The organism is uncultured Gemella sp., assembly GCF_963537375.1.
GTDB lineage: Bacteria > Bacillota > Bacilli > Staphylococcales > Gemellaceae > Gemella.
Genome location: NZ_CAUTDQ010000012.1, coordinates 1 through 25,357 on the forward strand (window position 1 = coordinate 1; position 25,357 = coordinate 25,357).

Genomic DNA, 25,357 nt, shown 5'->3' on the forward strand with positions numbered 1-25,357 from the left:
AATTGAAATCCGGGGCTGGAATTTTTCCATGCCCCGGATTTAGTATACAACCTTTTTTTATCATAAGCAGCAAGATAGAATTTCTAAAAAAATTTAGAATAATATTTTATAAACAAAATAGGTAAGAAATCATGTTTAATTACAGATTTTATAGTAACAAATTAATATTATTATTTATATTTTATGTTTTAAAATATATAAAATATGTAATAATAGTTGGAAATACAACGATATATATACAAGTGAGAGGTAAAAAATAATTATTCAAATATAGTTTTAATTTTGTTATAATATGTTTATAGAAATAAATTAAGGGGGATATTCATGGAGAAATATTCATTAAAAAATGATTTCTTGGGGGAAGTTATTGGTTCATTTATATTAGTTCTTTTTGGAACGGGCTCTGTAGCAGCAGCGGTATTATATGATGCACATCAAAGTTTGTTCCAAATTGGTATGTTATGGGCATTTGCGGTAACTTTTGGTATATATATGACTAGAAATTTAAGTAATGCTCATTTTAATCCAGCAGTATCAGCAGCAATGGTTCTTACAGGTAGAATGAGTGCTAAAAGATTACCAACGTATATTGCTGGGCAATTTATCGGAGCGTTATTAGGTTCACTAGTGATGTATGGAATTTATAGCTCATCTATAGCACAGTTTGAAGCTAAAAAGAATATAGTACGTGGAACATTTGACTCAGTGGCCACGGCGAAAATGTTCGGAGAGTATTATAATCAACCGGGTGGTTATAACATTTCTATGCCTGTAGCGTTTGCGGCAGAAGCACTTGGAACGTTTTTATTAGTTTTAATTATATTCCTGTTTACTGAAGGTGCTAATGTAGGTAGACCAAGTGATAACATGGCTCCTGTACAAATAGGATTAACTGTTGGATCGTTACTATGTTTACTAGCAACAATTACTCAAGCAGGTATGAACCCTACACGTGACTTCGCACCTCGTCTAGTAGCATGGGCATTTGGTTGGGGATCAGCAGCATTTCCAGACGCTAGCGGAGGTTTCTTCTGGGTTTATATACTAGGACCAATAGTTGGTGGAGTATTAGCTGGATACCTATTTACTAAAGTATTAGAACCAGCGTTAAAAAGACAAAATGAATTAAACAAATAATATAATAAGGTTAGAGGAGAAAAGAATTATGACAAACAAAACAGATTTAATTTTAGTAGGTGGATTTTTAGGAGCAGGGAAAACTAGTCTTCTATGGGAAGTTGCGAAACGTTTAAACGAAAAAGGGCGTAAAGTAGGATTAATTACAAACGACCAAGCAAGTGAATTAGTTGATACTTCATTTTTAGAAACTAATAATGACATCGTTGAAGAAGTAAGTGGAAGTTGTTTCTGCTGTAACTTTGGTGGTTTTGCTAATGCAATTGCTCATCTTCAAGAAGCTAATAACAGTGATATTATTTTAGCAGAACCAGTAGGAAGCTGTACTGACTTATCAGCGACTATTATGCAACCTTTAAAAGAAAAATATAACGAACAAGTTAATTTAAAACAACTTACAGCATTAGCGGATCCAACTCGCTTAAAAGCAGTACTAAAAGATCATTCAAATCCTGGAGATTACATTATTTATAAACAATTTGAAGAAGCGGATGTTATTTTAATTAACAAAGTTGAATTATTAACAGAAGAAGAATTAGCTGATTTAGTAGAAAGAACTAAAAAAGAATTTAATAATGAAAATGTTCTAACTGCAAGTGTTAAAACTGGAGAAGGTTTAGACGCGTGGTTTGATTACATTATTAACAGTGAAAAAGAAGTAGGAAGAAGAATTGTAGAAGTAGATTACGATACATATGCTGATGGAGAAGCACTATTCGGATGGTTGAATGGAACTTATGCTATTGAAAAAGAAGAATCATTTGAAACATTAGCTACTGCATTCTTAGCTAACTTAGGTGAAAGATTTGATTCATTAAATCTAAATGTAGGTCACGTGAAATTCCTTCTACAAGGTAAAGAAGAAGGGTTAGTAGGAAATATTGTAGGTAAGAAAGAAACTGCAACACTACGTAAATTAGATAATGCTAGTGAGAAAGTATTCCTTACAGTTAATGCACGTGTAGAAGTTCACCCAGATAAATTAGTTGAAATTGTAAAAGAAGAGGTTGAACGAGTATTTAGCGTAGTAGAATACAAAGAAGAAACATTAAATGCTTTAATCCCTGGACGTCCAAATCCAACATTCCGATACAGAGAAATCGTTAAACTATAATTATAGAAAAAAATAACCTTCTATGATAGAATAAGAATAAGTGATAGTTGCTTGAATCATTTGATTCGAGCAACTATTTAATATAAAGGAATGGTGATAAAATGAATAATAATATTAAAATAAGATTATCAGTTGATAACTTTTATGATAATATTTCTAAAAATAAACAAAAGACAAAAATTGATCCAAAACAATTAAGTAAATCATTAGGATATGATGAAAAAATAATAAATGAATTTCCTGATGAAATAAACATGGGACTGTCTTGTGGGAACCCGATTAACCACTTAAAAATTAAAGAAGGTCAGTCTTTAATTGATTTAGGATGTGGAGCTGGAATGGATATTTTCATAACAAAGATGAAAAATCCAAAAGTAGGAACACTATATGGTTTAGATAGATTAGATTCAATGTTAGAAAAAGCTAAGAAAGTTAGGGATAACAAGAAATTTGATAATATTGAATTTATTAAAGGAGAACTAATAAATATTCCTTTAGAAGATAAATCAGTTGATAGAGTTATTAGTAACTGTGTAATTAATTTAGAGCCTGATAAACAAAAAGTATATGATGAAATATATCGTATTTTAAAAGAAGACGGTATGTTTGTAATATCAGATATCATCTTGAAAAAGGAGTTACCATTAGAGTGGAAAAATTCTCAAAAGATGCATTGCACTTGAGTGGCAGGTGCTCTTCTGGAAGAAGAGATGGCTGATATTATCAAAAAAGCTGGTTTCACGAAATTCCAAATAATTAATTCTGATGTTACAGATGAATATGCAGAAAAATGGGGATATGGAAAAGGTATGAAAGATTATATACAAAGTGGACTGCTTATTGGAAGAAAATAATGTTGTTGGCTAGCGAAGAAAGCGTTAGCCAATTTTTTTGACATGTATAGACAAAATGGAGTAAAATATATACAATAAAATTATTATAAGAAATATTTTTTATAAATAGTAAGAAAAATATTAAATAATGGCTATATTTTGGTATAATATATTATAAAGATAGAAATGAATTTTAGTGAAAGTAGTTATTATAAGTAGGATTGATAATAGTTATAAATTTATATATTTTAAGGGAATCTACATAATAATTTGAACTAAAATATTTGTTTAAACTTTATTTTAATTAATCTTTGTATAATTATTACGATATAAATTGTATATGATGAAAAGATATAGTGAGGAGTGGAAGACGATGAGGTTATTATTAGCCGAAGATGAAAGAGATTTAGCAGATGCTCTAGAAGCAATGTTGAAACACAACAATTACTCAGTCGACGTTGTAAATAACGGACAAGATGCATTAGATTATCTAATGTTGGATGACTATGATGGTGCAATACTTGATGTTATGATGCCGCAGATGGACGGAGTAACAGTGGTGAAAAAATTAAGAGACAATAAAAAAAGTACACCAGTTTTATTACTTACAGCTAAATCAGAGATTGAAGATAAGGTGTATGGACTAGACAGTGGTGCAGATGATTATTTAACAAAACCATTTGTAACTAAGGAGTTATTAGCGAGAGTTCGTTCTATGACTAGAAGACAGGCGGAATTCACTAGTAATGTATTAGAATTAGGGAATGTAAGTTTAAGTAAGTATACATTCGAATTAGCTACAGATAAAGACAAAGTAAGACTATCAAATAAAGAATACCAAATGATGGAAATGTTGATGAGAAATCCTGGAAATGTGATTCAAACTGAACAATTTTTAGAAAGAATTTGGGGATATGATAGTGATTCTGAAATTAACGTAGTTTGGGTTAATATTTCATATCTAAGAAAAAAATTAAAAGCTTTAGATGCGAATATACACATTAAAGCAACTAGAAATGTTGGATATACTTTGGAGATGATAGATGTTTAAGAGCCTTAGGAAAAAATTCGTATCTACAGCTGTAGGGAGTGTGGCTGTTGTAATAGCTATTTTAGCTATTACCTTAAACTTCATTAACTATTATAAATTAGAAGAAAGAATAGATACAACACTAGAAGATGCTTCTAGGTCTCAGGCATTAATTAAAATTTTTGCAGAAGATGGAGATGATTTAGTAATTACAAAAAATTCATCTAGTACGACAGATTATAATGGTTTTTCTATTGCGAAGGTTGACGATTCTGGGAGAATAATTAAAACATATCGTGATGATACTTTAATACCTGATCAAGATGCTTTGCAAGGTAAAGTAATTGAAGCATTAAAAGCAGGGAAAACAAGTGGATTTATCGGTAGCTATAGATTTCTAAAGGCAGAAACTAATGTTGGTAATTTGATACTATTTTTAAATTGTCAGCGTGAGTTAGATTCACATTATTCATTTGAAAAAAATAGTTTATTAATTTCTATTGGAGTTATAGCATCAGTATTTGTTTTAATTGTGTTAATCTCTAAAAGAGTGATAGCACCAATTCAAGAAACTTACATAAAACAAAAACAATTTATAACAGGTGCGAGTCACGAACTGAAAACACCGTTAGCTATAATTAGTTCTAACGCTGATGTATTAGAGATGATGAATGGTGATTCAAAATGGACGCAAAATATACATAATCAAGTAGATCGTCTTACTAGTTTAGTTAATAGTTTAGTAGTATTTAGTAGAATGGAAGAAAAGGATACTGTAGAAAGATCAAGATTTGATTTGACAAGTGCATTGGAATCGAGAATAGAAGATTTTGATGAATTAGCAAACTTCCAGAAAAAAAATATCGTTACAGATGTAGATTCTAATTTGTACTATTTTGGAGAAGAAGCTTCAATAGTACAATTGATGGATATACTATTAGAAAATGCTATTAAATATGCACCAGAAGATAGCAGTATATCAGTTAGTCTTAAGAAAAATAGAAAATATGCTATTTTGAAAGTTTCTAATAAAGCTGAGGTTAAGAAAGGTGATTTAAGTAAAGTATTTGAGCGTTTCTATCGTTTAGATGAATCAAGAAATAGTGCAATAAAAGGATATGGTATAGGTTTATCTATGGCGCAACTTATTGCTGAAAAACACAAAGAAACAATTCGAGCGTATGCACCAGAAGATGGAATCTTCAAAATAGAAATGCGTTTTACACTTGATGAAAGATTTTAATAAAAGTTAATCTTCCAAGCCAATTGGTTTGGGAGATTATTTTTAAAAGGAATGTCTATAGGAGGAATATTTATGGATAGTTTAATAGAATTTTATTTCCGGCTAATTAGCTATATTAATGCTAACTGGAAGAAATATATAGAATTATTTAAAAAAATGTCGGCATTAGAAAAAAGTATTCAATGTTTCTTATTTGTGATAGAAATAATTATTATATTTTATGCAACAGCCGAAGTAGTTAAAGATACTGATTCTATTATGCCATTTGCATCTTTTGTTGCATTACTCTTAGTTGTTTTAATTCATCAGTATTTTTATAGAAAAACAAAGGTGAAGATAGAAACTAGAAAAATGAAATAAATTTTGCTGATGCTAATAAAAAGCAGTGTATATTCAAAGATTCTTTTAAGAAAAACAAAAAAACTTCAAAATTAACTTGCGTTTAAGTTATTTTGAAGTTTTTATTTATCCATTTTTAATCTCTTTTTTTATTCTACGTATAGTTTTTGAAGAAAGGTATAAAGAAGTCCCATCTTTAAAAATTACAGTTTCACTATCTAATTTATCGATATTATCTAAATTTATAGCGTAAGATCTATGGCATGTATAAATTGATGGGTGTAAAATTTCAAGATTTGAGATTTTACCGAAGAAAATTATTTCTTTATTATTAATTAAATTTAATCTTATTTTATGCCCTTCTAATGCTTCAAAATATAGCAGTTCATTAATGTCATAGAACTCTTGTTTAAGCCCGACTTTAATTGGGACTTTTCCTATATTAGAATTTAGTTTCGTACTTTGTATGTATTGTTCGTATGCTTTAGTTAGAGACGTGCGTATTTTTTCATTTATGTCATCATGGTTTTTTATTATATAGGCTAGGGGAGCTATCATTTCATTTAATATCCTAACCTGCATATTATCAAAATTTGTAATATAGATAAGTTTTGCAAAAGGATCGATATCTCGGATTTTCTTTCCTAAGTCTATGCCACTCATAACACTTTCACCTAAGTCTATATCTAAGAAATAGCAGTTAGCAATACCGTGTTTAGGAGCTTCTTCCAAAATATTTAACGGATCAGTAGATGATGTTATGATTTCAATAGATAAATCATAACATCATAATATAATTTTTTATGACTTGTTCTATTTTCTTTAAAATTTCATTATTATCTTCACAAATAAAAACTTTCATCTATAACTCCTCCTCAATTGTAAGTATTTGTTTAAATAGATTATCTTCAATTCTAGTATTTAAAATCATATTATGCTTACTAATAATATCGTTTGCAGAGCTTAATCCTATTCCTCTGTTTTCTCCTTTTGAAGAATATCCACTCTTATTAATCTGGTCTATATCTAAATTGTTATTTTTAAATATATTCGTTATTTGAATAACAATAGTCTTGTTTGCTTTTAAAATTATTAATTCTAAAAATCTATTATTGTCTAACTCTAAGCCAGCCTCTAAAGAATTATCCAAGAAAATCCCCAGCACACGACTTAGCTGCATTTCGTTAACATAAAAATAATCAATTTCATCTTCAATACAAATATTAACTTTAAAATTATTATTCTGAGCACTGATGATTTTATTTGTAAGTAAATTCTTAATAGATAGAACTTTAATATTGTTCAAATGAGAAAGTACGATATTATCAAGCTCAATTTTTGTATTAAAGTCCTTTATATTATTGTAAAAGTAATCTCTTAACTTTACATTATCCACTTCATTATTAGTAATATACCCCTCAAGGCCTAAAATAATATTATTAAAATCATGTTTGAATTTTCTAATCTCATTATTATTTCTTTCTAATGCTTCTATATATTTCTTCTGTTGTTGTAATTTTTGCTTTTCAGCTTCCACTTCTATCTTAATATAAAGATTTTTAAGAAGAGAAGAGGAGATGAGTATTAGAATTAAAAGGAAAGTAAATATAATACTTATTGATATATAATAAATAATAGCATTATTTAGAGAATACGAGTATAACCAAATAAAATTATAAATTATTAACATAGAACTTAGAAGTACCATTACTATTTTATAGTAAGTTTTAAAAGAAATAAAATTTGATATAAGAGATGTTAAGAATTTATTTACTTTTGGTGTAAGTATTAGTATTAATAAAATAAAAATCAAATTTTTATGAATATTAAAATATTTATCAGATGTTACATTGATATAAGTATAAATAATAGCAATTATTATTTCAGAGATTCTCATTAGAATAGTAATATAACCAGTAATAAATATTATTTTAAAATTATTGAATGGTACATTTTTATTATGAAAAAAATGTAAATCGGTATTGCAACGGAGATTAGTACAAATATATTAAAAATAAATAATGATAAAGTATAAATTATACCGAAGATAGATGATATTTTTAGAATGTCATGTTTGTTAAATTTATACTCTAAGAAAAACGAACATACATGTATAAGAGTGATGTTCAAAATTATATATAATAAGAAGTTATTAATTATAAAGTTATTAGCAAGTTCGTTCATAGTTTTCTCCAAATTCATATCAATTGTTAATTAAATTTTAACATTTAATAATAGGAATATCAATCGAATTTAGTTTATGAAACGCATTATTAAATTAATTAAAAATGTCTTTATAGGAATAAAAGTGACTACTCAGGAAAATTTCATAAAGGTAGAGAAAATATGAAATATAATGACTATAAGATAAACGAATTTTTAAAATTTAAACAGGAGAAGGTGGGTTAAAATGATGAATAATGAAAAAGTTAAAAGAATAGGATTTGTATTGATTGGAATTGCTAATTTTATATTATTACCGTTCTTCTTAATGTATTTTTCAGGGAAAATGACTTGGTATGGAATATTATATTTTTTAGCGATGAGTTGTTTTTTTACTTTAGTAATCGTTACAGGGTATAGAAGATTTATAGTACCAAGAATAATAGAAAGACACATTATCCCTCGAAATAGAAAAAGTTATTATATTATTTCTCTAATTGCAGGTATAGTAGCTGTAATATTATTTGTGATACTAATAATTATAAAATCTGATTCTGATAAAATCATTTGTTTAGTAGGTAGTGTATGGGTTGTTTGGATCACTATAATAATTTATTTAAGAGAGACAAAGTACTTTAAATTATGGTAGAAGGAGAGATTATAAATATAAATTTGAAGAGCCAGATATGTTTTAAGATCAAAGTTTAAAACAGGAGGAATAAATTATGTTTAGAAGTAAATATTTTGCAATGATTTCTTGGTTACTTACTATTATTTTGATAGGACTAAAGATTTCTGGATCAGAGTATCCTAGTATTCCGATAATGGTAGTTGCTTGTATAATCTCTATAGAGAGAACAGTAGGATATTTTATAAATAAGTATAGAGATAATTTAAAAAAATAATTTTAGTGCACTTAAAAGAATATCATTTCACGTATAAAATTTGCTAATTCAGGTAATTTGTTATATATTATGAGAACGTTTTATGTTATAATTAGTAAAAGGGGAAATCCTTTGATTTTATAAAAGGAGGGGTTTATTATGAAACCATTCAATAGAAGAGTAGAGAAAGTTTTAGCATGGATTGCTAATGTTATTTTAATAGTTTTAACGGGATTTTTGGTGTATGGAACATTCTTTAAAATTTCAGTTTTAAAAGATAATCCTGAGTTTTTAAATTTATTTAAGTCAGAACTTGAAAAAAATCCTAATGGGGCTAACTTAAATGGGGTTAACTTATCAGCCGAACAAATACTTGATTATACAATTCAAGGTTTAAAAATGTATTCAGTTCTGTTAGCAGTATTAGTTGTAGTAGCGTTATTAGCGACCTTCTTAATGAAAAAACGTATTTTATCTGGAATACTTTTCTTATTATTAGCAATAGTAGTAGCTATTGGTACAGTAGGGGTATTAATTCCAGTATATCTATTCTACTTTATCGTAGCGATTATGTTATTTGTTAGAAAGGAAAACCCACAGGAATATCAAGAAACGACTAGTTACCTATAGATATTTATCTAATTATTAAAATATATGAGTAAAGAAAAGGTGAATTTATGGTTAGTAATATTTTATTATTTTGTCAAATATTAATAGGCTTATATAGTATATATATTAATTTTAAGAATTCAAAGTATATGAAGAAATCTAATTGGGGAAATAGTATGACCTGTTATGTCTTTTTAGGTATGATTATTGAAAAAATGGATAATATCTATACTAAGATAATTCTTGTTTTCGTGATGTTTTTAATTTTAATTAATGAATTAAATACAATAAGAATATTAGAAAATAGTGATGAAGAGTCGATTGTAGAAAGAGCCATAACTACATAAATAGTTTTTAAATTTCAAAAATTTAATAGAGAGTAACTTTAAGATAATGATTTTCGAAGAATCATGATTTTAAAGTTACTCTTTTTTTATGATTTTAGTAGATAACCAATATATTAAATTTTTTATCTGAAATTTAGACTATCAAATTTCAATAAATTGGGATATTGTGGTATAATTTATAAAGACAAATAATGAAGGATTTATTATGATAAAATATAATTATAATGAGAGATTAATAGAAAAATTAAATATTATTCCTTTTATAGAAAAATATAATTTTAATAATGAAAAATATAATACTGCTATTTTTTGTGCATTAAGTTCAATATATAATCATAGATCTAATTATGATAATATCGAATCAAAATCGATATTACTTGGAGATTATTATAGCTTTGAGTATTATAGTATATTGAAAGATGAGTTGGATAAGTTAAGTATTTTAACCGATACTATGAAAGTATGCTATTTTCAACTTGTTACTAAAAGGATGAGTGAGGAAGAATTTTATTTAAGTATAATAAAGACATGGTTTAGTTTTTATGGTATAGAATTCCAGGAAACTGATAGTAAAACTGTGGTCTTTGTATAAAATTGATGGAGAATAGAATGTTAAAACAGTATGATATGTTGGTACATGATGTTTTAGAAGATATCTTAGACATCACAAAATGTGATGATGAAAGATTAAATGAGATTATAAAAAGATATTTTTTAAATGGTGGAAAGAGGGTAAGAGTCCTTCTTTTACTTATGTGTGCTAAATTAGGAAATTTTGAATTGAATAGAAAAGATATAATTCGAATGGCTAGTATAGTTGAAATAATTCATACTGCAAGTCTTATTCATGATGATATTATTGATAATGCTGATACGAGACGCGGTAGTATTACAATGAATAAAGAGTATACTAATGAATTTGCTCTGCATGTAGGGGATTACTTATTTGCGATAGTTTTAAATGAGGTTGCAAAGTTTAGTGATGAGAGAATTCATAGTTATTTAGCTGAGACTCTTAAGGAACTTTGTATTGGTGAGCTTATTCAAGCCGATGGTTTATATAATATTAAAACTAGACGAATAGATTACTTAAAGAAAATCAAAAGAAAAACAGCAATTCTAATAGCATTTGCTTGCGTTGCTGGTAGTATTGTTTCTAAAGCTTCTGATGAAAACATTAAAAGTGCATTTTCGTATGGTTATTACTTAGGAATGAGCTATCAAATTATTGATGATTACTTAGATTTTGCCGGTGGAGCTGAGAATCTTGGGAAAGAAGTGGGGCAGGATTTAATGAATGGCAATATCACATTACCTGCCTTACTTGCTAAAGAAGAAAAACCTGAATTATTTAGTAACTTTACTGGTGAAACGAGTTCTGAAGAAAAAATGGAAATTATTGATTATATAAAAAATAATGAGAAAATTTTATCACAGACTCTTGATATTAGTAGACGTTATTTGCTAAAAGCACAAAATAGTATAGATAAAATAGAAATTTCAGTTAAAAATGAATTGACTTTTATAATGAATAAGTTAGCAAGGAGAGATAATTAAATGGATTTACAACAATTTTTAGAAGAATTAAAAGATATTGATTTTACTGCACTAGATAGAGAACAACAAGAAGAATTTCGTACAATACTTTTAGATTATGGATTATTTGATGAGTGTTTAGAACTGTCTAAAGTTATTTACGAACAAAATAGAGATGATGATACAGCTATCGAAGGTTATGTTCACAACTTATTATACTTAGATAGAAAAGATGATGCTTTGGTAGTATTATACAATTCACCAAAAACTCCATCAATTCTATATCAAGAAGGTCTAATTTATTTAGAAGATGAATTATACGAAATTGCTGAGGATAAATTCTTAGCTGCAAGAGCTGGAACAGACTTTAATGAGGCAATTCGTGCTATCGATAAAGAGTTAGTTGGTATTTATTTAGCAACTGGTAGAGAAGATAAAGCAAAAAATCTAAGTGAAAGAATTTTCTACGAAGAACCATCTTTAGAAAATTTCCAAACAGCATTTGACAATTTATTTGCATTGGGATTATTTGAAGAAGCTATAGATTTTTATAACCAAAATGGTAGAGGTTATGAAGATGCAAGTATATTATTCTCATTAGCATTTGCTTATAATCAAATTCAAAACTTAGAAAAATCAAAAATGCATTTATTAAAAACTATCGCTTTAGATCCTGATTTTACTGAAGCTTACTTACACTTAGGGCATATGTCTAAAGGTGATGAAGCTAAGAAATATTTAGAAAAATACATTGAGTTACAAGGTATGGCGATTAGTGCATATTTACATTTAATTTCTTTATATAAAGATGATCAACAATATGACAATATTCGTACACTTATGCAAGAAGTCTTGTCTTCTCAAGGAATTTCGGAGCAAACTTTATTTATTACTATAAATGCTCTTAAATCACTATTTGAATATGAAAAAATCTATGACTTATATAATGATAATTCATTGATAAAAGATGATCCAATCCTTTTAGGTGCTGCTTTAAATGCTTTATCTGAAGAAGAGGATTATATTGACTTTGTTGAAGAAGAAGTTGTTACTTATTTTGAAGTACTTCATGACGAACCAACATATTTAGAAACACTAAGAAATGTTTATGACTTAACAGGAAGTGCGAGAGTACGAGATATAATCAGTCATTTCGAGCAACATCATGGACCACATGGTCATCATCATTAGAATCAAGAAAAAGTTAGAGATAGGAGGTGTTAGTTATGGATTATAGTTTTAAAGATATATATACTCGAGCCAAGTCGGTAGTCGAAACTGATAGTTATGTGATTTACCAAACGTTAAAATCGAAATTATACTTTAGTGGGAATTACTTATTAATGAAAAAAGAGCCAACTTCTATAGATGAACTTGAATACTATATTGCATCTTGTAGAAACTTTTTTAGAGATAAAGGTGTTAATTTTATTCATTTGGCTGCGTTAGAAAATATAAAACTATCTTGGAAGCTTAAAAGATATTTAAAGAAAGAAGGTTTTAGTGAAATTAATTTACTTTTATATTATTTAAATATCAAAGACTTCGTAGAACCAGAATTAAGTGAATTTCAGGTAGAATATCTTCAAAAAGTTGATTTAAATAGATATTTGAAGTTTCAGTATAAAATAGATGTAGAGGCTAGCAATGAAGAGTGGGCTGAACACAATCAAACATTATTGTATGAAGATATTAGATCAGAAAATATTAAACAACTCGTAGCTAAAGATGGTGAAAAAATAATAGGGTCAGCTAATATAATAGTTAAGAGTAACTTCTTTGAAATAGATAATTTATATATAGCACCTGAGTATAGAAATCGTGGGATAGCTAGGCATATTATTACTCATGCTATAAAGAGTGAACGTAAAGAGAATGTTCTTTTAGTAGCTGATGCTAATGATACACCTAAGTATATGTATGAAAATATTGGCTTTTTAAAAATTTCAGAACAGGATTTTTATTTAAAAACGAAAATATAATTAGTAAAGAGAGTGAGCGACTCATAAATCATGATTTCCTCGAAATTAGATTACTTGAGTCGTATCTTTTTTATAAACATTATTAGGGATATTGAAGTTCCATGTTTCCTGTTGAGAAAATAGTTAATATGTAGTAAACTAGTAGAAGAAACGTAGAAAATATGCGGAAGAAGGATGTGATTATTGTAATGAAGAGAAAATTTAAGAGATTTTTAAAGTTTATTATAGAATCGATGGCTGTTATTTTGGTTGTATATGGAGTATTTTCTGCGGGTGGACATCTTAAAGCAAAGAAGGATGCGGCTAAGCAGCAAGAATTAGCTCAACAACAAGAACAAAATAAAGAAAATCAACAAGAAGAATCAACATCTGAAAATACGAAACTTAGTGAGACAGAACTTAATGAAGCTTTTGATAACATAGTAGAGCAATATAAGGGAGACAATGAGATAGGAGTTGTCTACAAGAACTTTTCTACAGGATATAGATATGGACAAGAAGAAAACAAATACTTCACAGCTGCAAGTACAATAAAAGTAGTGTATGCAATGAGAATATATGACCGCATAAGAAATGGTGAAGTATCAGAAGATGCTGATATATATTATAATGAGAACCATTTAGAAGAAGGAAATGGACAAATCACTAATAATAAGAAGAAAAATAGCTATAAATTAGATTATGTTATTCAAAATATGATACAGTACTCAGATAATACAGCTACAAACATGCTTGTAGGGAATAGTGCCACTGCAGCTGATTTATTGGTGAAATATTTGGATAGTTTGGGTGTGAATTTATCACAGGAAGAAGCTCAAAAGAATAGAATAACACCGGCAATGATGGAAGTTGTTTGGACAAAACTTTATAAAGAACGTGATAAGTATTCAAAATTAATTAAGTATTTAGAAGATTCTGAAGCTGGAGAAGTAATAAAAGATGGAATACCGAATAAAAAAATTGCTAGTAAGTATGGTGCTATAGAGGCTAATTATCATGAAACTGCTATAGTATTTGGTGATAAAGATTATATGTTATTAATCTATACTAATAAGTTGAATAATTCCAAACAAGCAATAAGAGATATCGCTAAGAAAATTGATGGAATCACAAATAATAATATGTAATAAAAGGATTAGGTAGAAAAAACTATCTAATCTTTTTTTTGAATTTTAAAGAGATTAACTAGAAAGTTATAAATATAAAAGTACTTCATGTAGTAATACATTAAATCGGCGGTTTATTCTTATCTAAATTTGCTTTATGCCAGCTGTTTAGATATCTAATAAACCTTAAGTGACGGACCCAAAAAATTTATTTTTTTGAAATCCTATTTTTTAAGTTACTCCTTTGGTATAATTTTATGATTACCCTTATCCCTTTATTAATTTTCATTTTCATGCTATAATTAACAGGTTATATAAATAAGACAGTATATAAAATTGGATAAATTAAGGAGAATTAAATGACAACATTTGAAGAATTAGGGGTTAGTCAAGAGACGGTTCAATCACTAAGAAACATGAATTTCATATCTCCAACTGGTATTCAAACAGAAACAATTCCATATGTATTATCAGGAATTGATATTTTAGCACAAGCACAAACAGGATCAGGAAAGACAGGTGCATTTGGAATACCGTTAGTAGATACAGTAAGGAAGAGTGATCAATTACAGTCATTAATCCTTGCCCCAACTAGAGAATTAGCTCAACAAGTAGGTGAACAGCTTCGCCTTATGTCACGAGCAAAAGGATTAAAGGTTAGTATTGTTTTTGGTGGAACAAGTATTGAAAGACAAATTCAAGACTTGAAAAAACGTCCTCAAATTATAGTGGGAACACCAGGTCGTGTTATCGATCATATTAATAGAAGAACAATTAAATTGGATTCATTAACACATCTAGTATTAGACGAAGCCGATGAAATGTTAAATATGGGATTCATAGAGGATGTTAGATTTATTTTGTCTAAAATAACATCAAGACATCAGACATTATTATTCTCAGCGACTATGCCTAAGACAATTATGGAACTTTCAAAAGATTTCATGAAGGATTATAAACTAATAAAAACTATCAGTGATGAGGATTTAAAACCAGATATTACTGAATATGCCACAATCGCTAGAGAAAATGAAAAACTAGAGACGCTAATTGGATTTTTAGATGTTCAAAATCCTAACTTGGCAATTGTATTTGGTAGAACTAAGCGTCGTGTTGATGAATTATCAAGTGCACTTATTGCTAAGGGATACTTAGCTGAAGGATTACATGGAGATATAACACAATCTAAACGTTTAGAAATATTACGTAAATTTAAAAATAACTCTTTACAAATTCTTGTTGCAACAGATGTTGCAGCTCGTGGTATTGATATTAGTGATGTGACTCATGTATATAACTTTGATATCCCACAAGATGTAGAAAGTTATACTCATAGAATTGGAAGAACTGGTCGAGCAGGTAAGTCTGGAGTGGCAATTACATTTTTAAATCCAGTTGAGATGCCTTATCTGAAAGATATTGAAAATTCTCGTGGTGAAAGAATGAAAATGTTACGTCCTTATTCACAAGATGAAGTGAAGAGAGCTCGCCATAACAGATTATTTGACGAAGTTGTTTCGGAAATGGATAATAACCATGTTGAATTTAATAGCTTGGCTAATAAATTGTTAGCTGAAACAAATGCAGAAAAAGTAATCACTATTCTACTAAGCAAATTAATTAATGATAAAAAAGATGTTGACGTAGAACTATCGTTTGAAAAACCTCTACCTCGTAAACAAGAACGTGGAAGACGATCAAATAGAGGAAATGATAGACGCCGTCGTTCAGATAATAGAGATAAGAAAAATCGTAATGAACGTAGGGGAACAGATAAGAAATTCTTCGACAAAAAAGGTCGTAGAATGCAAAACAAATAATAAGGAAAAGATATCAATCTGTTGATTGATGTCTTTTTGTTATATAAAATTATTAATGTAATTTTTAATGAATATACTGGAGAAATTCTGTAGTTTAAGGTATAATAGTAATGTGTAATTTTTATTAGTTTGGAAGGATATAGTGAACTCTTTATGACGAGATTAATTCCCTATATCTTTTAAAATGTGATAAGAAAATAATTTAAAGAAGGGAATAAGAATAATGAAGAAATTAGGTGTCTTTTTAGGTATTTTATTTATAGCAATTTGTACATTCTTATTATTCTATGGTGAACCTGCTTACCAAAAATGGCAAGAGTACAATTTTAAATCGCAGGTTAAAGATACGGTAGAAGCTGCTGATAAATCAGATTTCGCAAAAGATAGCAGTTCAAAAACGGGTTGGTTAGGTGATAAATTTGTAAAAGTTTATTATCCAAATTCAAACTCTTCTACTGCAGATGAAATAAAATCTCGTTTAGATGAGGAAACAAAAGGATTAGTTGAAGGGGAGCTAAATTTTAACAAAGATATTAAAGAAATTGTTTTCTATGGAAGTAAAGAAAAAGAAAGTAATTTTGCAAATGTATCAGAATTAAGTGTTGAGAAAGTTACTCATAAGATATCTGATAAGAATGTAGAAGCTGCAACAGAATCTAATTTATCTAGTATTTTCTTAACAAATGATGGAAAACTATTTACTTTATCTAGTTTATTTGCTTCTCCAGATGATGCTAAGAAAAAGTTCTTATTTAAAATTCAAAAACAGTTAGAAGGTCGTGGAGTATCTGAAGCAGAAGGAAAAGATGCTGTTGTTAAACTTCGAGATCAAGATATGGCTGACTGGAAATTCACTTATGGTGAATCTAAATTTAACATAAATATTGATCCTAAAGTCGGAGAAGTTAGTTCAGTAGAAGTTCCTATGGCTGACTTACACAAGTATATAACGGAGAGCTATCTAAAAGGTGAAGACTTAGAAAAATATAAAGAATATGTTAAGAAAAGAGATAGAAAAGCTGTAGCATTAACATTTGATGATGGACCAAATCCACAGACTACTCCTGTAGCATTAGAATTATTGAAGAAATATAAAGCTAAAGGTACATTCTTTATGGTTGGTCGTTCTGTCGCAGGAAATGAAGATCTTATTAAACAAGTAGTTGCAGAAGGACATCAAATTGGAAACCACTCTTGGGATCATCCTGTTTTAACAACTATTAGTTTAGAGCAAGCTAAAAAACAAATTAATGATACAACAGAAGCTTTGAAAAAAGCAAGTGGACAAGATGTTCATATTATGAGACCTCCATATGGAGCAATAAATGGTGCGATTCAAGCTGCTGTTGACCAATCATTTATTTTATGGGATATTGATACATTAGATTGGAAAAACCGTAATACTGCTTCTATAATGAAAGAAGTTAGAAAAACACAACCTGGTTCAATTATCTTAATGCATGATATTCATCAAACATCAATTGATGCATTACCATCGATATTACAGTATTTAACTGAACAAGGATTTGAAATGGTAACTGTTGATGAACTTATGGGTGATCAATTAGAACTACATCAATCATATACTAATAGAGAATAATAATTAAAGAGTTGATTATAAGAATTTTAAAGTTCTTATAATCAACTCTCTTTATTTTCAGAAATTAATAAGAAGAGATTATATAATTTATTTTTTTATAGTTTTGATGTAGAATATAATTGAAAGAAAAAATGAAAATATTGAGAGGCGAATATTATGAGAGTTGAATTAGTGTCAGTAGGAACTGAATTATTATTAGGTGATATAGTAAATACAAATACAGCTTATTTATCAAAAGAGTTGGCGGCTCTTGGGTTTGGAGTTTTTAGACAAACAACTGTAGGTGATAATCGAGAGAGATTAATTAAAACTTTAGAGAGTGCATTTTTTGAAAATGATACGGTTATTATTACAGGTGGCTTAGGACCTACTGATGATGATATAACTAAAGAATGTACGGCAGAATATTTTGGTAGAGATTTTTATTTCCACGAGTATTCATGGGTGAAAATATTAGAAAGACTTACAAGATCAGGAAGAAATATTATAACAGAAAATAATAAAAAACAAGCAATGATTCCTGAAGGGGCAATAGTATTAGAAAACTTTTGTGGAACTGCACCAGGTATAATAATTGAGGAAAATAATAAAAGAATAATTTTATTACCTGGACCACCACGAGAAATGAGTGATATGTTTGAGAAAAGTGTAAAACCATATTTAGAGAAATTTAGTAATAAGCATTTTATATCTAAATACGTAAGATTTTATGGTATAGGAGAGTCTTTATTAGAAACTAAAATTAAAGATATAATGGATAATCAAACAAATCCTACGTTAGCACTTTATGCTAAAACAGGAGAAGTGCTACTTCGTATAACAGCTAGCGGTGAAGATAAGAATGAATGTGAACAACTTATAAGCGAACAAATGAAAGAGATTGAGAAAAGAGTAGGGGAGTACATATATCTTGTAGGAGATGAAGATATTTCAGGAACACAAACAGAAATGAATAATGTGGTGGCTAATCTTCTTATAGAAAATAATTTCACTATATCAGTAGCCGAGTCTTTAACTGGAGGAAAGATTTCTTCTATGTTAGTAGAAAAAAGTGGAATTTCAGAATCATTCCTTGAAGGTGTAGTTTGTTATTCAAACAAGTCAAAAATTAATACTTTAGGAGTAAAAGAAGAAACACTAGAGAAATTTGGGGCTGTTAGTGAGGAAGTAGCTAAAGAAATGGTATTAGGAGTAGCGAATCGATTAGGTGCTGATTTTGCAGTTGCTACTACTGGAATAGCAGGTCCTAATAGTGATGAAAGTGGAAAACCTGTAGGATTAGTGTATATTGGTATTTATTCTCAAGGAGAAGTGAGTGCAAAAGAGGTAGTTTTTACAGGAGACAGAGAATTAATTCGCTACAGAACAAGTGTTGAAGCGTTCGCAGAAATTAGAAAAAATATTTTGGAAAAACTATAGTTTTTGCTTGTAAAATGATGGACTATTTTGTATAATATTATTAATAAAAAAAGATATTTAAGGAGATTGATTATGTATACAATGAACTTATCTAGTTTGGAGTCGCCGGATCCCAGGTATGGGCAAGATGATGAATATTCCCAGGACTTCAATACTGAAATAGACTATGAAGATGAAATTTTATCAGATTATGCTGATGAAAGCTATAACGAAGTAGAGTTTTCTGTTCCTGAAGAGGAATTCTTAGATTACTCTAATGAGATGTTCCTATACAAGGAGTATTCGTACGATTTTGCTGATGACTACGAATATGATGAAGTTAGTATATCTAATGATCAAATAATGTTAGAAAATATAAGCGAAGCTTAATATAACATTTTGAAAGAATAAGTTGACCTATAAGTGTTATTTTCACTTATAGGTCAATTTTATGATATTATATTGTTTAAGAGATTTTGTTTATTTTAAATAGTCGAATTAATGGGAATGATTTATATTTGAATATAAATGTATTTAGTTTTATTTAAACAATTTTTTATATAATTGTTATTAAAGAATGTGATATAATAAGTATTAGTATACAGTTGAAAGGAGGAGAAATATTGAAATATCGTAAATTGATAGCGTCTGCTATACTAGGTTTAGGGATGGCAACTATTGGTCATTCTAGCGTTAAGGCAGATTATTTTACAGATTACAATACGACAGTAACGGATACAGTTTTTAGAGAAAATATATTTAATTTTGATATATTCAATAATAATAGAAATTATTCTCTTCCTGTAATAAAAAATAGTGTTATTCAGAGTAATATGGATGAACTTGAATACAATGCTGAATTACTTAGCTATAAAAAAAATTCATATAATTTTTTAATTTTTTATTCGTTAGATAGTAACAATATCCCAAATGAGCTTTTTAGAATACCATTGAAAAAGAGTGGTAATGGGAAAATAGTTGATAAAAGTTTACTAAAACTTTTCGCACCGAATACTAGAATAATAATGAATGTAATGACTTATGATATTGACAATAATGGCAGTATTAAGAATTTAGAATATTCAAAATCTAGTAAAATATATTTTACTAAGAAAAATATTAATTTAGTAGTAAGTGAAGGTAACAAAGAAGTAGTAAATAGGAAGATTGAACTTAGAAATATTCCCCAAGAAGATAAGATTGCAGTTTATCCATATGAGATTGAACAGTATTATAACCCGGATAAATATTATAGTTACAAGAAAGCTGTTATCTTAATTGATGGAAAAGAGTCGAATTCGGAAAATATTGAATTACCTTATCTAGCTAAGAAAATCGAAGTAAAATTAGCTCAAGATAAAGATTATTGGAATAAAGTAACTGTGGAATATCCATCTGAGTTGAAAAAAGATAATAAAGAATATTTAATAAAACAAGGAACAACTTTTTCAAGTTTTGTTAAAGAAAATGATATCAAGGAAATTACACCTAAAGATGATAAGTATGAATTTTCTGGTTTCTATCTTGATGATAAAGAGGTAGTGAGTTCACAGATATTAGGAAATAATATAAAAATCCAAGCTAAATATAATACTAAGGTAGTATTAGATAATGGAAGTTCAAAAAAAGAAGTAACTTTGTTAACTGGTCAAAAATTAAGTGAAATAGATACTAAGTTCTTCAGTAAAGAGAAGTATCATGTAGAGAGTTATTCTATTTATAATGCAAGTGATAATTCTAAGATTAAAGATGTAAAGGACTTGTCTGAGGAGAAGGTTGATAATAGTATTATTATTAAGGCTAATTACAAAGAAAATGTTAATACTCTTAAAATACGACAAGATGATTATAATAAACGTTTTGGTAAAGTTGATGAGAGTATTAAAGATAAAGATATAGAATGGCCTGAAACAAAAAAAATTGGAGAATTATTATCTGAGTTACGTAAAAAAATTAAACCAAGCACAGGATACGAAGTACTATTTAGATCTAATAAAAAAGTTATAAATGATGATGAATACATTATTTCTGAAACTATTCTAGAAATTTACTTTAAAAAAGTAGAAAGTGAATGGGTTAATGTCAAATTCGTAGGAAGAGGAATAGATAAATTTTTATCAGATGGTCAAGATGTGCTAGTTGGTTCAAGAATAGATAGTATGGCTAATTTACCTACGGCTATAGGAGTTACGGATCAAGAATTTTTAGGATGGCAGGCGAATGGTGATTATTTAATTGCTGGAGAAAATTCTGAGAAAATTAGAGTATCTAAAAATAAACTCCTTCAAACTAACGAGTTAGGTGCAGTTGTAACTGAAAAAGGTAAAGATATTGAATTTAATGCAATCTACAGAAAGTTATTTAATGTAGAATTTGAAAATACTTTTACTGGTAATATTAATTTTTCAAAAGATTCAACTAATATACTACGTGTCGATGAATTCAATAGTATAGGTGATGCTACAAAAAATAATAAAATACTAGTAGTTCCTAGATCAGGTTACTCATTATCTCATTTTACAGCAAATAAAACTGTAAAAGTAAATATGGACAAAGGTACTAGAGAAATATTTGCAGGTCAAGAAATTCAAGAAAATGATTTATATAATGTTGTACCTACATCAGATTTAAAGATAACACCAGTATTTAAATTAAGTGTAGTTCCATCTTCACTTGAAGAGATGATAGAAAATAATAAAATAAAAACTGTTGATGATGCATTGGATATAAAATTTGAATCAACAGAAAATATTAGAAAAATTTTAGGACCATTGTATTACTTAAGGTAGTAGAAATAAGGCTCAGCGTACATGCGCTAAGCCTTATTTTTTATGTAGACTAAATTTTCTCTAAAAATTCTTCTACTTCTTTTTGAGTTTTAGCTAGTCTTGATACGAATCGACTAACTTCTACATTATTTTTGTAACCTACAAAAGAAGGAATACCAAAAATATCAAGAGCTTGAGCTATTTCTGGATAATCATCACGATTAACGTAGATGAATTTTATTTCAGGAAACTTGTTCATCGTTTCTTCTAAGTAACGATCTAACATGATGCAATCTGGACACCATGTTGCAGAAAATACAAAGACAATCTTTTCATTTTCTTCTTTCAATACTTTAAATTGTTCTATAGAATTTAATTTTTCTATATAATTAAACATATAATCACCTCATTTATGACTAAGATTATATCACAAAAATTAATTGTTAGCATGGAGAATGCTTAGCTTCTAATTTTCAGTTTAAGTTTTCATTTTCAATTTTGATTACAAATGTAAGCATATATATTGAATTTAATTGTTAAATGTTGCATAATATGTGATATAGAGATTAGATTTATGTGATATAATTATATAAATGCTAATCTTTAGTTGATAAAAGCTATACAATATTATAGAGGTGAAAACATGGCAAAACATTATGATTATATTGCGATTGGTGGAGGAAGCGGAGGAATAGCTTCAATTAACCGAGCTGCAATGTACGGTGTAAAAGGATTGTTAATAGAAGGAAATGAATTAGGGGGAACATGTGTAAATGTTGGATGTGTTCCTAAAAAAGTTATGTGGCATGCGTCACAAATCTCTGAGAGTTTAAAATCATATGCTAATGACTACGGATTTAGTTTTGAAAATTTAGAATTTGATTTTTCTAAATTAGTAGGTAATCGTTCAGCATACATTGATAGAATTCATGGTTCTTATGAACGTGGATTAAATAATAACAAAGTAGATTTAGTAAGAGGATATGCTAAATTTGTTAACAAAAATACAGTTGAGGTAAATGGTGAACAATATACAGCAGATCATATTTTAATAGCAACTGGTGGACAACCAACTATTCCTAATGTTGAGGGAGCAGAGTATGGTGTTACATCTAATGAAGTTTTTGCATTAAAACAATTACCAAAACGTATCGCAGTAGTTGGTGCGGGATATATCGCGGTTGAACTTGCTGGTGTATTCCACGGTTTAGGTGTAGATACTCATTTATTCGTACGTCGTGATCGTCCTTTGAGAACTTTTGATAGAGATATAGTAGATACTTTAGTAAAAGTTATAAATGAAGAAGGACCAACTCTTCACACAAATGCTATTCCTAAAAAAGTTGTGAAAAACGACGATGACAGCGTTACTTTAGTGCTTGAAGATGGACGTGAAACTACAGTTGACTTATTAATTTGGGCAATTGGTAGAAAACCATTAACTGAAAATCTTAATTTAGAAGCTGCAGGAGTAGAACTTGATGAACGTGGATTTATTCCTACAGATAAATTCCAAAATACTAATGTAGAAGGAATTTATGCAGTAGGTGATGTAACAGGGCGCTTAGCGTTAACTCCGGTTGCAGTTGCTGCAGGACGTAGATTATCAGAAAGATTATTTAATAATAAACCTGAAGAGCACTTAGATTATACTAACGTTGCTACAGTAGTATTCTCACACCCAGCGATTGGTTCTATTGGATATACAGAAGAACAAGCTATTAAAGAATTTGGTGAAGAAAACATTAAAGTTTATAAATCTTCATTTACTCCAATGTATTCAGCAATAACTAGCCACAGACAACCATGTTTTATGAAACTTATTACTCTTGGTAAAGAGGAGAAAGTTGTAGGATTACATGGAATTGGCTATGGTGTAGATGAAATGATTCAAGGTTTTGCTGTTGCTATTAAAATGGGAGCAACAAAACGTGATTTCGATAATACAGTAGCTATTCACCCAACAGGCTCTGAAGAATTCGTAACAATGAGATAATTTTATAAAAAAATGATTGGCCTTTCCCTAGGTCAATCATTTTTTTCTTGACATTATATTTTTATAGGAGTATTCTGAACATAGGAGGGGATTATTATGAAAAAAATATTAAAAACAATAATTATTGGAATATTCACTGTGCCGATTGCCACAGGTTGTGTGAGATTCAGTAAAGATACAAATAATAAGCAAGAAAAAAATATTTCTGAAGAATCTTCTAATAAAGTCTTTAGTGAATGGATTGGGAAGAAAGGGATAGATAGTATTAAAATTAACACATTGAAAAACAATGTTAAAGTTTATTATCACGATAATGAGACGATTTTAATACAAGGAAAGTACAAAGGAAATTATAAGTATTCTATTGATAATAATTTATTAGATATTACTGCTTTCGCAGAGGAATTAGGTGATAATAGCCTTAATGTATATCTTCCTAAAAAAATGTATAAAAGTATTACTGTAGAGAATAAAGGTGCTACTTCTAAAATATTTGATGTAAATGTAGAAAATTTAATTATTAATAGTAATGATGAGGTAGTAGTTGTTGGAGTTGAGATAGGTAATCTTAAAATCGCTACTGATAATAAAAAGGTACAAATTACAAAAGATACTATAAATAAAGCTGTTATTGAAACTAAAAATAATACAAAAATCATAGTAGATGAAACTAAAGTGAATTCTATGGATTTGGTAACAGAATCTGGTGATATCTTTGCTAAAATAATAGGGAATAAACAAGATTATCAAATAAATTATAGTAAAAACACAAAAGAAATTAAAGATAAACAGATAACAGCAGTAACAGAAAAAGGGAAAATTGAAATTAGCTTTAGTTAGATTTGAGAAGGAATTTTTCAAAATATTAAACAAAATATTAAAATTAGAGATGGATTTTTAATAAGTCCATCTCTTTATTTTTATATTTAGAATCTACCATTTTTTATGAAATTTTCTAGTTTTTTTCTATCGTTATCACTCATGCGGATATGTCTATTTTTTAATTCTCGTGAATTGTGATTTTTTGTTATTTTAGAAACATTTTGTTTTCTATCTTTTAACTCTTTTATAAACATATGACAATCACGTAAAATCGCTCCGTAGCCAAGAGTAGTGTCACGTTCATCATGATCGTCACTTACAACTATTATATCGATGAAGTGATTGATTCTTAATTCTCGAGTTTTTCTTTCTATCCATTGGTCAGCTCTTTCACCAGTTTTTGTATAAACAATAGTGATAGGTGGTTCTTTTTTAATATATTCTTTTGAACGAGTTAGATAAGCGTCGAATACGCAGTAAACGATATAATTATTACCACCTGCATACTCGCGAAGCATATCAATTAGAATATCTCGTTCGGTAGGAAAGGTAGAGCTTTTTATTAAGTCATATTCTTTCATACGAAAAAGTAAATTATAACCATCAATAAATAAATATTGTTTCTTCATA

At 28.4% G+C, this 25,357-nt stretch carries 27 protein-coding genes; 23 read left to right on the top strand and 4 right to left on the bottom strand.

Annotated elements, in window-relative coordinates; all coding sequences use genetic code 11:
* Nucleotides 1–324: 324 nt before the first annotated feature.
* The 7 genes from RYK99_RS03405 to RYK99_RS03435 all read left to right on the top strand — a co-directional run bounded on the left by RYK99_RS03405 (nucleotide 325) and on the right by RYK99_RS03435 (nucleotide 5,717).
* Complete coding sequence (locus tag RYK99_RS03405) at nucleotides 325–1,137, top strand: MIP/aquaporin family protein (protein WP_314990131.1); 813 nt, start codon at nucleotides 325–327, stop codon at nucleotides 1,135–1,137.
* Between the two features lie 28 nt (nucleotides 1,138–1,165).
* Nucleotides 1,166–2,251, top strand: coding sequence for a GTP-binding protein (locus RYK99_RS03410; protein ID WP_314990133.1), 1,086 nt, complete (start codon nucleotides 1,166–1,168; stop codon nucleotides 2,249–2,251).
* A 101-nt stretch (nucleotides 2,252–2,352) separates the two neighbouring features.
* Entirely contained in the window at nucleotides 2,353–2,934 is a 582-nt protein-coding gene (locus RYK99_RS03415; protein WP_314990135.1) for a methyltransferase domain-containing protein, read from the top strand.
* Nucleotides 2,935–3,105 carry a methyltransferase gene (locus tag RYK99_RS03420; RefSeq protein ID WP_314990137.1) on the top strand — a complete coding sequence of 57 codons (171 nt, stop codon included), beginning with the start codon at nucleotides 2,935–2,937 and terminating at the stop codon, nucleotides 3,103–3,105.
* Between the two features lie 352 nt (nucleotides 3,106–3,457).
* Nucleotides 3,458–4,135: a response regulator transcription factor gene (locus RYK99_RS03425; protein ID WP_314990139.1), complete on the top strand. Its 678-nt coding sequence runs from the start codon at nucleotides 3,458–3,460 to the stop codon at nucleotides 4,133–4,135.
* Nucleotides 4,128–5,357: a HAMP domain-containing sensor histidine kinase gene (locus RYK99_RS03430; protein WP_314990141.1), complete on the top strand. Its 1,230-nt coding sequence runs from the start codon at nucleotides 4,128–4,130 to the stop codon at nucleotides 5,355–5,357. The genes RYK99_RS03425 and RYK99_RS03430 overlap by 8 nt, the downstream gene beginning before the upstream one ends.
* A 72-nt stretch (nucleotides 5,358–5,429) precedes the next feature.
* Nucleotides 5,430–5,717, top strand: a complete 288-nt coding sequence (locus tag RYK99_RS03435; protein WP_314990143.1) for a hypothetical protein — start codon at nucleotides 5,430–5,432, stop codon at nucleotides 5,715–5,717.
* A gap of 105 nt (nucleotides 5,718–5,822) precedes the next feature.
* Here the strand turns inward: RYK99_RS03435 and RYK99_RS03440 are convergent, their stop codons facing one another.
* Together RYK99_RS03440 and RYK99_RS03445 are read right to left on the bottom strand one after the other, a co-directional pair.
* Nucleotides 5,823–6,428 (bottom strand): LytTR family DNA-binding domain-containing protein, encoded by a 606-nt coding sequence (locus RYK99_RS03440; RefSeq protein WP_314990145.1) that lies wholly within the window; start codon nucleotides 6,426–6,428, stop codon nucleotides 5,823–5,825.
* Nucleotides 6,429–6,558: 130 nt separating this feature from the next.
* Nucleotides 6,559–7,386: a GHKL domain-containing protein gene (locus RYK99_RS03445; RefSeq protein ID WP_314990147.1), complete on the bottom strand. Its 828-nt coding sequence runs from the start codon at nucleotides 7,384–7,386 to the stop codon at nucleotides 6,559–6,561.
* A 720-nt stretch (nucleotides 7,387–8,106) separates the two neighbouring features.
* Between RYK99_RS03445 and RYK99_RS03450 the strand changes: the two genes are divergently transcribed.
* From RYK99_RS03450 to RYK99_RS03515, 14 genes are all read left to right on the top strand, one after another.
* Nucleotides 8,107–8,508, top strand: coding sequence for a hypothetical protein (locus tag RYK99_RS03450; RefSeq protein ID WP_314990149.1), 402 nt, complete (start codon nucleotides 8,107–8,109; stop codon nucleotides 8,506–8,508).
* A gap of 76 nt (nucleotides 8,509–8,584) precedes the next feature.
* Nucleotides 8,585–8,764, top strand: coding sequence for a hypothetical protein (locus RYK99_RS03455; protein WP_314990151.1), 180 nt, complete (start codon nucleotides 8,585–8,587; stop codon nucleotides 8,762–8,764).
* 138 nt (nucleotides 8,765–8,902) lie between these two features.
* Nucleotides 8,903–9,373 (top strand): DUF4064 domain-containing protein, encoded by a 471-nt coding sequence (locus tag RYK99_RS03460; protein ID WP_314990153.1) that lies wholly within the window; start codon nucleotides 8,903–8,905, stop codon nucleotides 9,371–9,373.
* Between the two features lie 179 nt (nucleotides 9,374–9,552).
* Nucleotides 9,553–9,699 carry a hypothetical protein gene (locus RYK99_RS03465; RefSeq protein WP_314990155.1) on the top strand — a complete coding sequence of 49 codons (147 nt, stop codon included), beginning with the start codon at nucleotides 9,553–9,555 and terminating at the stop codon, nucleotides 9,697–9,699.
* A 205-nt stretch (nucleotides 9,700–9,904) separates the two neighbouring features.
* Complete coding sequence (locus RYK99_RS03470) at nucleotides 9,905–10,291, top strand: hypothetical protein (protein WP_314990157.1); 387 nt, start codon at nucleotides 9,905–9,907, stop codon at nucleotides 10,289–10,291.
* Nucleotides 10,292–10,308: 17 nt separating this feature from the next.
* The gene (locus RYK99_RS03475; RefSeq protein ID WP_314990159.1) at nucleotides 10,309–11,256 is read left to right on the top strand and encodes a polyprenyl synthetase family protein; all 948 of its coding nucleotides are present in this window, start codon (nucleotides 10,309–10,311) and stop codon (nucleotides 11,254–11,256) included.
* On the top strand, nucleotides 11,257–12,426 hold the full coding sequence (locus tag RYK99_RS03480) for a slei family protein (protein WP_314990161.1): 1,170 nt from the start codon (nucleotides 11,257–11,259) through the stop codon (nucleotides 12,424–12,426).
* A gap of 35 nt (nucleotides 12,427–12,461) precedes the next feature.
* Nucleotides 12,462–13,217, top strand: coding sequence for a GNAT family N-acetyltransferase (locus RYK99_RS03485; protein WP_314990163.1), 756 nt, complete (start codon nucleotides 12,462–12,464; stop codon nucleotides 13,215–13,217).
* A 188-nt stretch (nucleotides 13,218–13,405) separates the two neighbouring features.
* On the top strand, nucleotides 13,406–14,344 hold the full coding sequence (locus tag RYK99_RS03490; protein ID WP_314990165.1) for a serine hydrolase: 939 nt from the start codon (nucleotides 13,406–13,408) through the stop codon (nucleotides 14,342–14,344).
* 338 nt (nucleotides 14,345–14,682) lie between these two features.
* Nucleotides 14,683–16,143, top strand: coding sequence for a DEAD/DEAH box helicase (locus RYK99_RS03495; protein ID WP_314990168.1), 1,461 nt, complete (start codon nucleotides 14,683–14,685; stop codon nucleotides 16,141–16,143).
* A gap of 223 nt (nucleotides 16,144–16,366) precedes the next feature.
* Nucleotides 16,367–17,743: a polysaccharide deacetylase family protein gene (locus RYK99_RS03500; RefSeq protein ID WP_314990170.1), complete on the top strand. Its 1,377-nt coding sequence runs from the start codon at nucleotides 16,367–16,369 to the stop codon at nucleotides 17,741–17,743.
* A gap of 156 nt (nucleotides 17,744–17,899) precedes the next feature.
* Nucleotides 17,900–19,162 (top strand): competence/damage-inducible protein A, encoded by a 1,263-nt coding sequence (locus RYK99_RS03505; RefSeq protein ID WP_314990172.1) that lies wholly within the window; start codon nucleotides 17,900–17,902, stop codon nucleotides 19,160–19,162.
* Between the two features lie 72 nt (nucleotides 19,163–19,234).
* Nucleotides 19,235–19,531: a DNA topoisomerase IV subunit A gene (locus RYK99_RS03510; RefSeq protein ID WP_003147189.1), complete on the top strand. Its 297-nt coding sequence runs from the start codon at nucleotides 19,235–19,237 to the stop codon at nucleotides 19,529–19,531.
* Nucleotides 19,532–19,764: 233 nt separating this feature from the next.
* Nucleotides 19,765–21,930: a hypothetical protein gene (locus tag RYK99_RS03515; protein WP_314990174.1), complete on the top strand. Its 2,166-nt coding sequence runs from the start codon at nucleotides 19,765–19,767 to the stop codon at nucleotides 21,928–21,930.
* Between the two features lie 49 nt (nucleotides 21,931–21,979).
* Here RYK99_RS03515 and RYK99_RS03520 read toward each other — a convergent pair whose 3' ends face one another.
* Nucleotides 21,980–22,306 carry a thioredoxin family protein gene (locus tag RYK99_RS03520; protein WP_314990176.1) on the bottom strand — a complete coding sequence of 109 codons (327 nt, stop codon included), beginning with the start codon at nucleotides 22,304–22,306 and terminating at the stop codon, nucleotides 21,980–21,982.
* A 246-nt stretch (nucleotides 22,307–22,552) separates the two neighbouring features.
* Between RYK99_RS03520 and gorA the strand changes: the two genes are divergently transcribed.
* Both gorA and RYK99_RS03530 read left to right on the top strand, forming a co-directional pair.
* The gene (gene gorA / locus RYK99_RS03525) at nucleotides 22,553–23,905 is read left to right on the top strand and encodes a glutathione-disulfide reductase (RefSeq protein WP_314990178.1); all 1,353 of its coding nucleotides are present in this window, start codon (nucleotides 22,553–22,555) and stop codon (nucleotides 23,903–23,905) included.
* A 96-nt stretch (nucleotides 23,906–24,001) separates the two neighbouring features.
* Nucleotides 24,002–24,745, top strand: coding sequence for a hypothetical protein (locus RYK99_RS03530; RefSeq protein ID WP_314990180.1), 744 nt, complete (start codon nucleotides 24,002–24,004; stop codon nucleotides 24,743–24,745).
* A gap of 86 nt (nucleotides 24,746–24,831) precedes the next feature.
* Here the strand turns inward: RYK99_RS03530 and RYK99_RS03535 are convergent, their stop codons facing one another.
* Entirely contained in the window at nucleotides 24,832–25,356 is a 525-nt protein-coding gene (locus tag RYK99_RS03535; protein ID WP_314990182.1) for an NYN domain-containing protein, read from the bottom strand.
* Nucleotide 25,357 lies beyond the last annotated feature (1 nt).

Coding starts and splice junctions, on each gene's coding strand:
- RYK99_RS03405 (WP_314990131.1), top strand. CDS start 325: ATGGAGAAATATTCATTAAAAAATGATTTCTTGGGGGAAGTTATTGGT.
- RYK99_RS03410 (WP_314990133.1), top strand. CDS start 1,166: ATGACAAACAAAACAGATTTAATTTTAGTAGGTGGATTTTTAGGAGCA.
- RYK99_RS03415 (WP_314990135.1), top strand. CDS start 2,353: ATGAATAATAATATTAAAATAAGATTATCAGTTGATAACTTTTATGAT.
- RYK99_RS03425 (WP_314990139.1), top strand. CDS start 3,458: ATGAGGTTATTATTAGCCGAAGATGAAAGAGATTTAGCAGATGCTCTA.
- RYK99_RS03430 (WP_314990141.1), top strand. CDS start 4,128: ATGTTTAAGAGCCTTAGGAAAAAATTCGTATCTACAGCTGTAGGGAGT.
- RYK99_RS03435 (WP_314990143.1), top strand. CDS start 5,430: ATGGATAGTTTAATAGAATTTTATTTCCGGCTAATTAGCTATATTAAT.
- RYK99_RS03445 (WP_314990147.1), bottom strand. CDS start 7,386: ATGTTAATAATTTATAATTTTATTTGGTTATACTCGTATTCTCTAAAT.
- RYK99_RS03450 (WP_314990149.1), top strand. CDS start 8,107: ATGATGAATAATGAAAAAGTTAAAAGAATAGGATTTGTATTGATTGGA.
- RYK99_RS03455 (WP_314990151.1), top strand. CDS start 8,585: ATGTTTAGAAGTAAATATTTTGCAATGATTTCTTGGTTACTTACTATT.
- RYK99_RS03460 (WP_314990153.1), top strand. CDS start 8,903: ATGAAACCATTCAATAGAAGAGTAGAGAAAGTTTTAGCATGGATTGCT.
- RYK99_RS03465 (WP_314990155.1), top strand. CDS start 9,553: ATGATTATTGAAAAAATGGATAATATCTATACTAAGATAATTCTTGTT.
- RYK99_RS03470 (WP_314990157.1), top strand. CDS start 9,905: ATGATAAAATATAATTATAATGAGAGATTAATAGAAAAATTAAATATT.
- RYK99_RS03475 (WP_314990159.1), top strand. CDS start 10,309: ATGTTAAAACAGTATGATATGTTGGTACATGATGTTTTAGAAGATATC.
- RYK99_RS03480 (WP_314990161.1), top strand. CDS start 11,257: ATGGATTTACAACAATTTTTAGAAGAATTAAAAGATATTGATTTTACT.
- RYK99_RS03485 (WP_314990163.1), top strand. CDS start 12,462: ATGGATTATAGTTTTAAAGATATATATACTCGAGCCAAGTCGGTAGTC.
- RYK99_RS03490 (WP_314990165.1), top strand. CDS start 13,406: ATGAAGAGAAAATTTAAGAGATTTTTAAAGTTTATTATAGAATCGATG.
- RYK99_RS03495 (WP_314990168.1), top strand. CDS start 14,683: ATGACAACATTTGAAGAATTAGGGGTTAGTCAAGAGACGGTTCAATCA.
- RYK99_RS03500 (WP_314990170.1), top strand. CDS start 16,367: ATGAAGAAATTAGGTGTCTTTTTAGGTATTTTATTTATAGCAATTTGT.
- RYK99_RS03505 (WP_314990172.1), top strand. CDS start 17,900: ATGAGAGTTGAATTAGTGTCAGTAGGAACTGAATTATTATTAGGTGAT.
- RYK99_RS03510 (WP_003147189.1), top strand. CDS start 19,235: ATGTATACAATGAACTTATCTAGTTTGGAGTCGCCGGATCCCAGGTAT.
- RYK99_RS03520 (WP_314990176.1), bottom strand. CDS start 22,306: ATGTTTAATTATATAGAAAAATTAAATTCTATAGAACAATTTAAAGTA.
- gorA (WP_314990178.1), top strand. CDS start 22,553: ATGGCAAAACATTATGATTATATTGCGATTGGTGGAGGAAGCGGAGGA.
- RYK99_RS03530 (WP_314990180.1), top strand. CDS start 24,002: ATGAAAAAAATATTAAAAACAATAATTATTGGAATATTCACTGTGCCG.
- RYK99_RS03535 (WP_314990182.1), bottom strand. CDS start 25,356: ATGAAGAAACAATATTTATTTATTGATGGTTATAATTTACTTTTTCGT.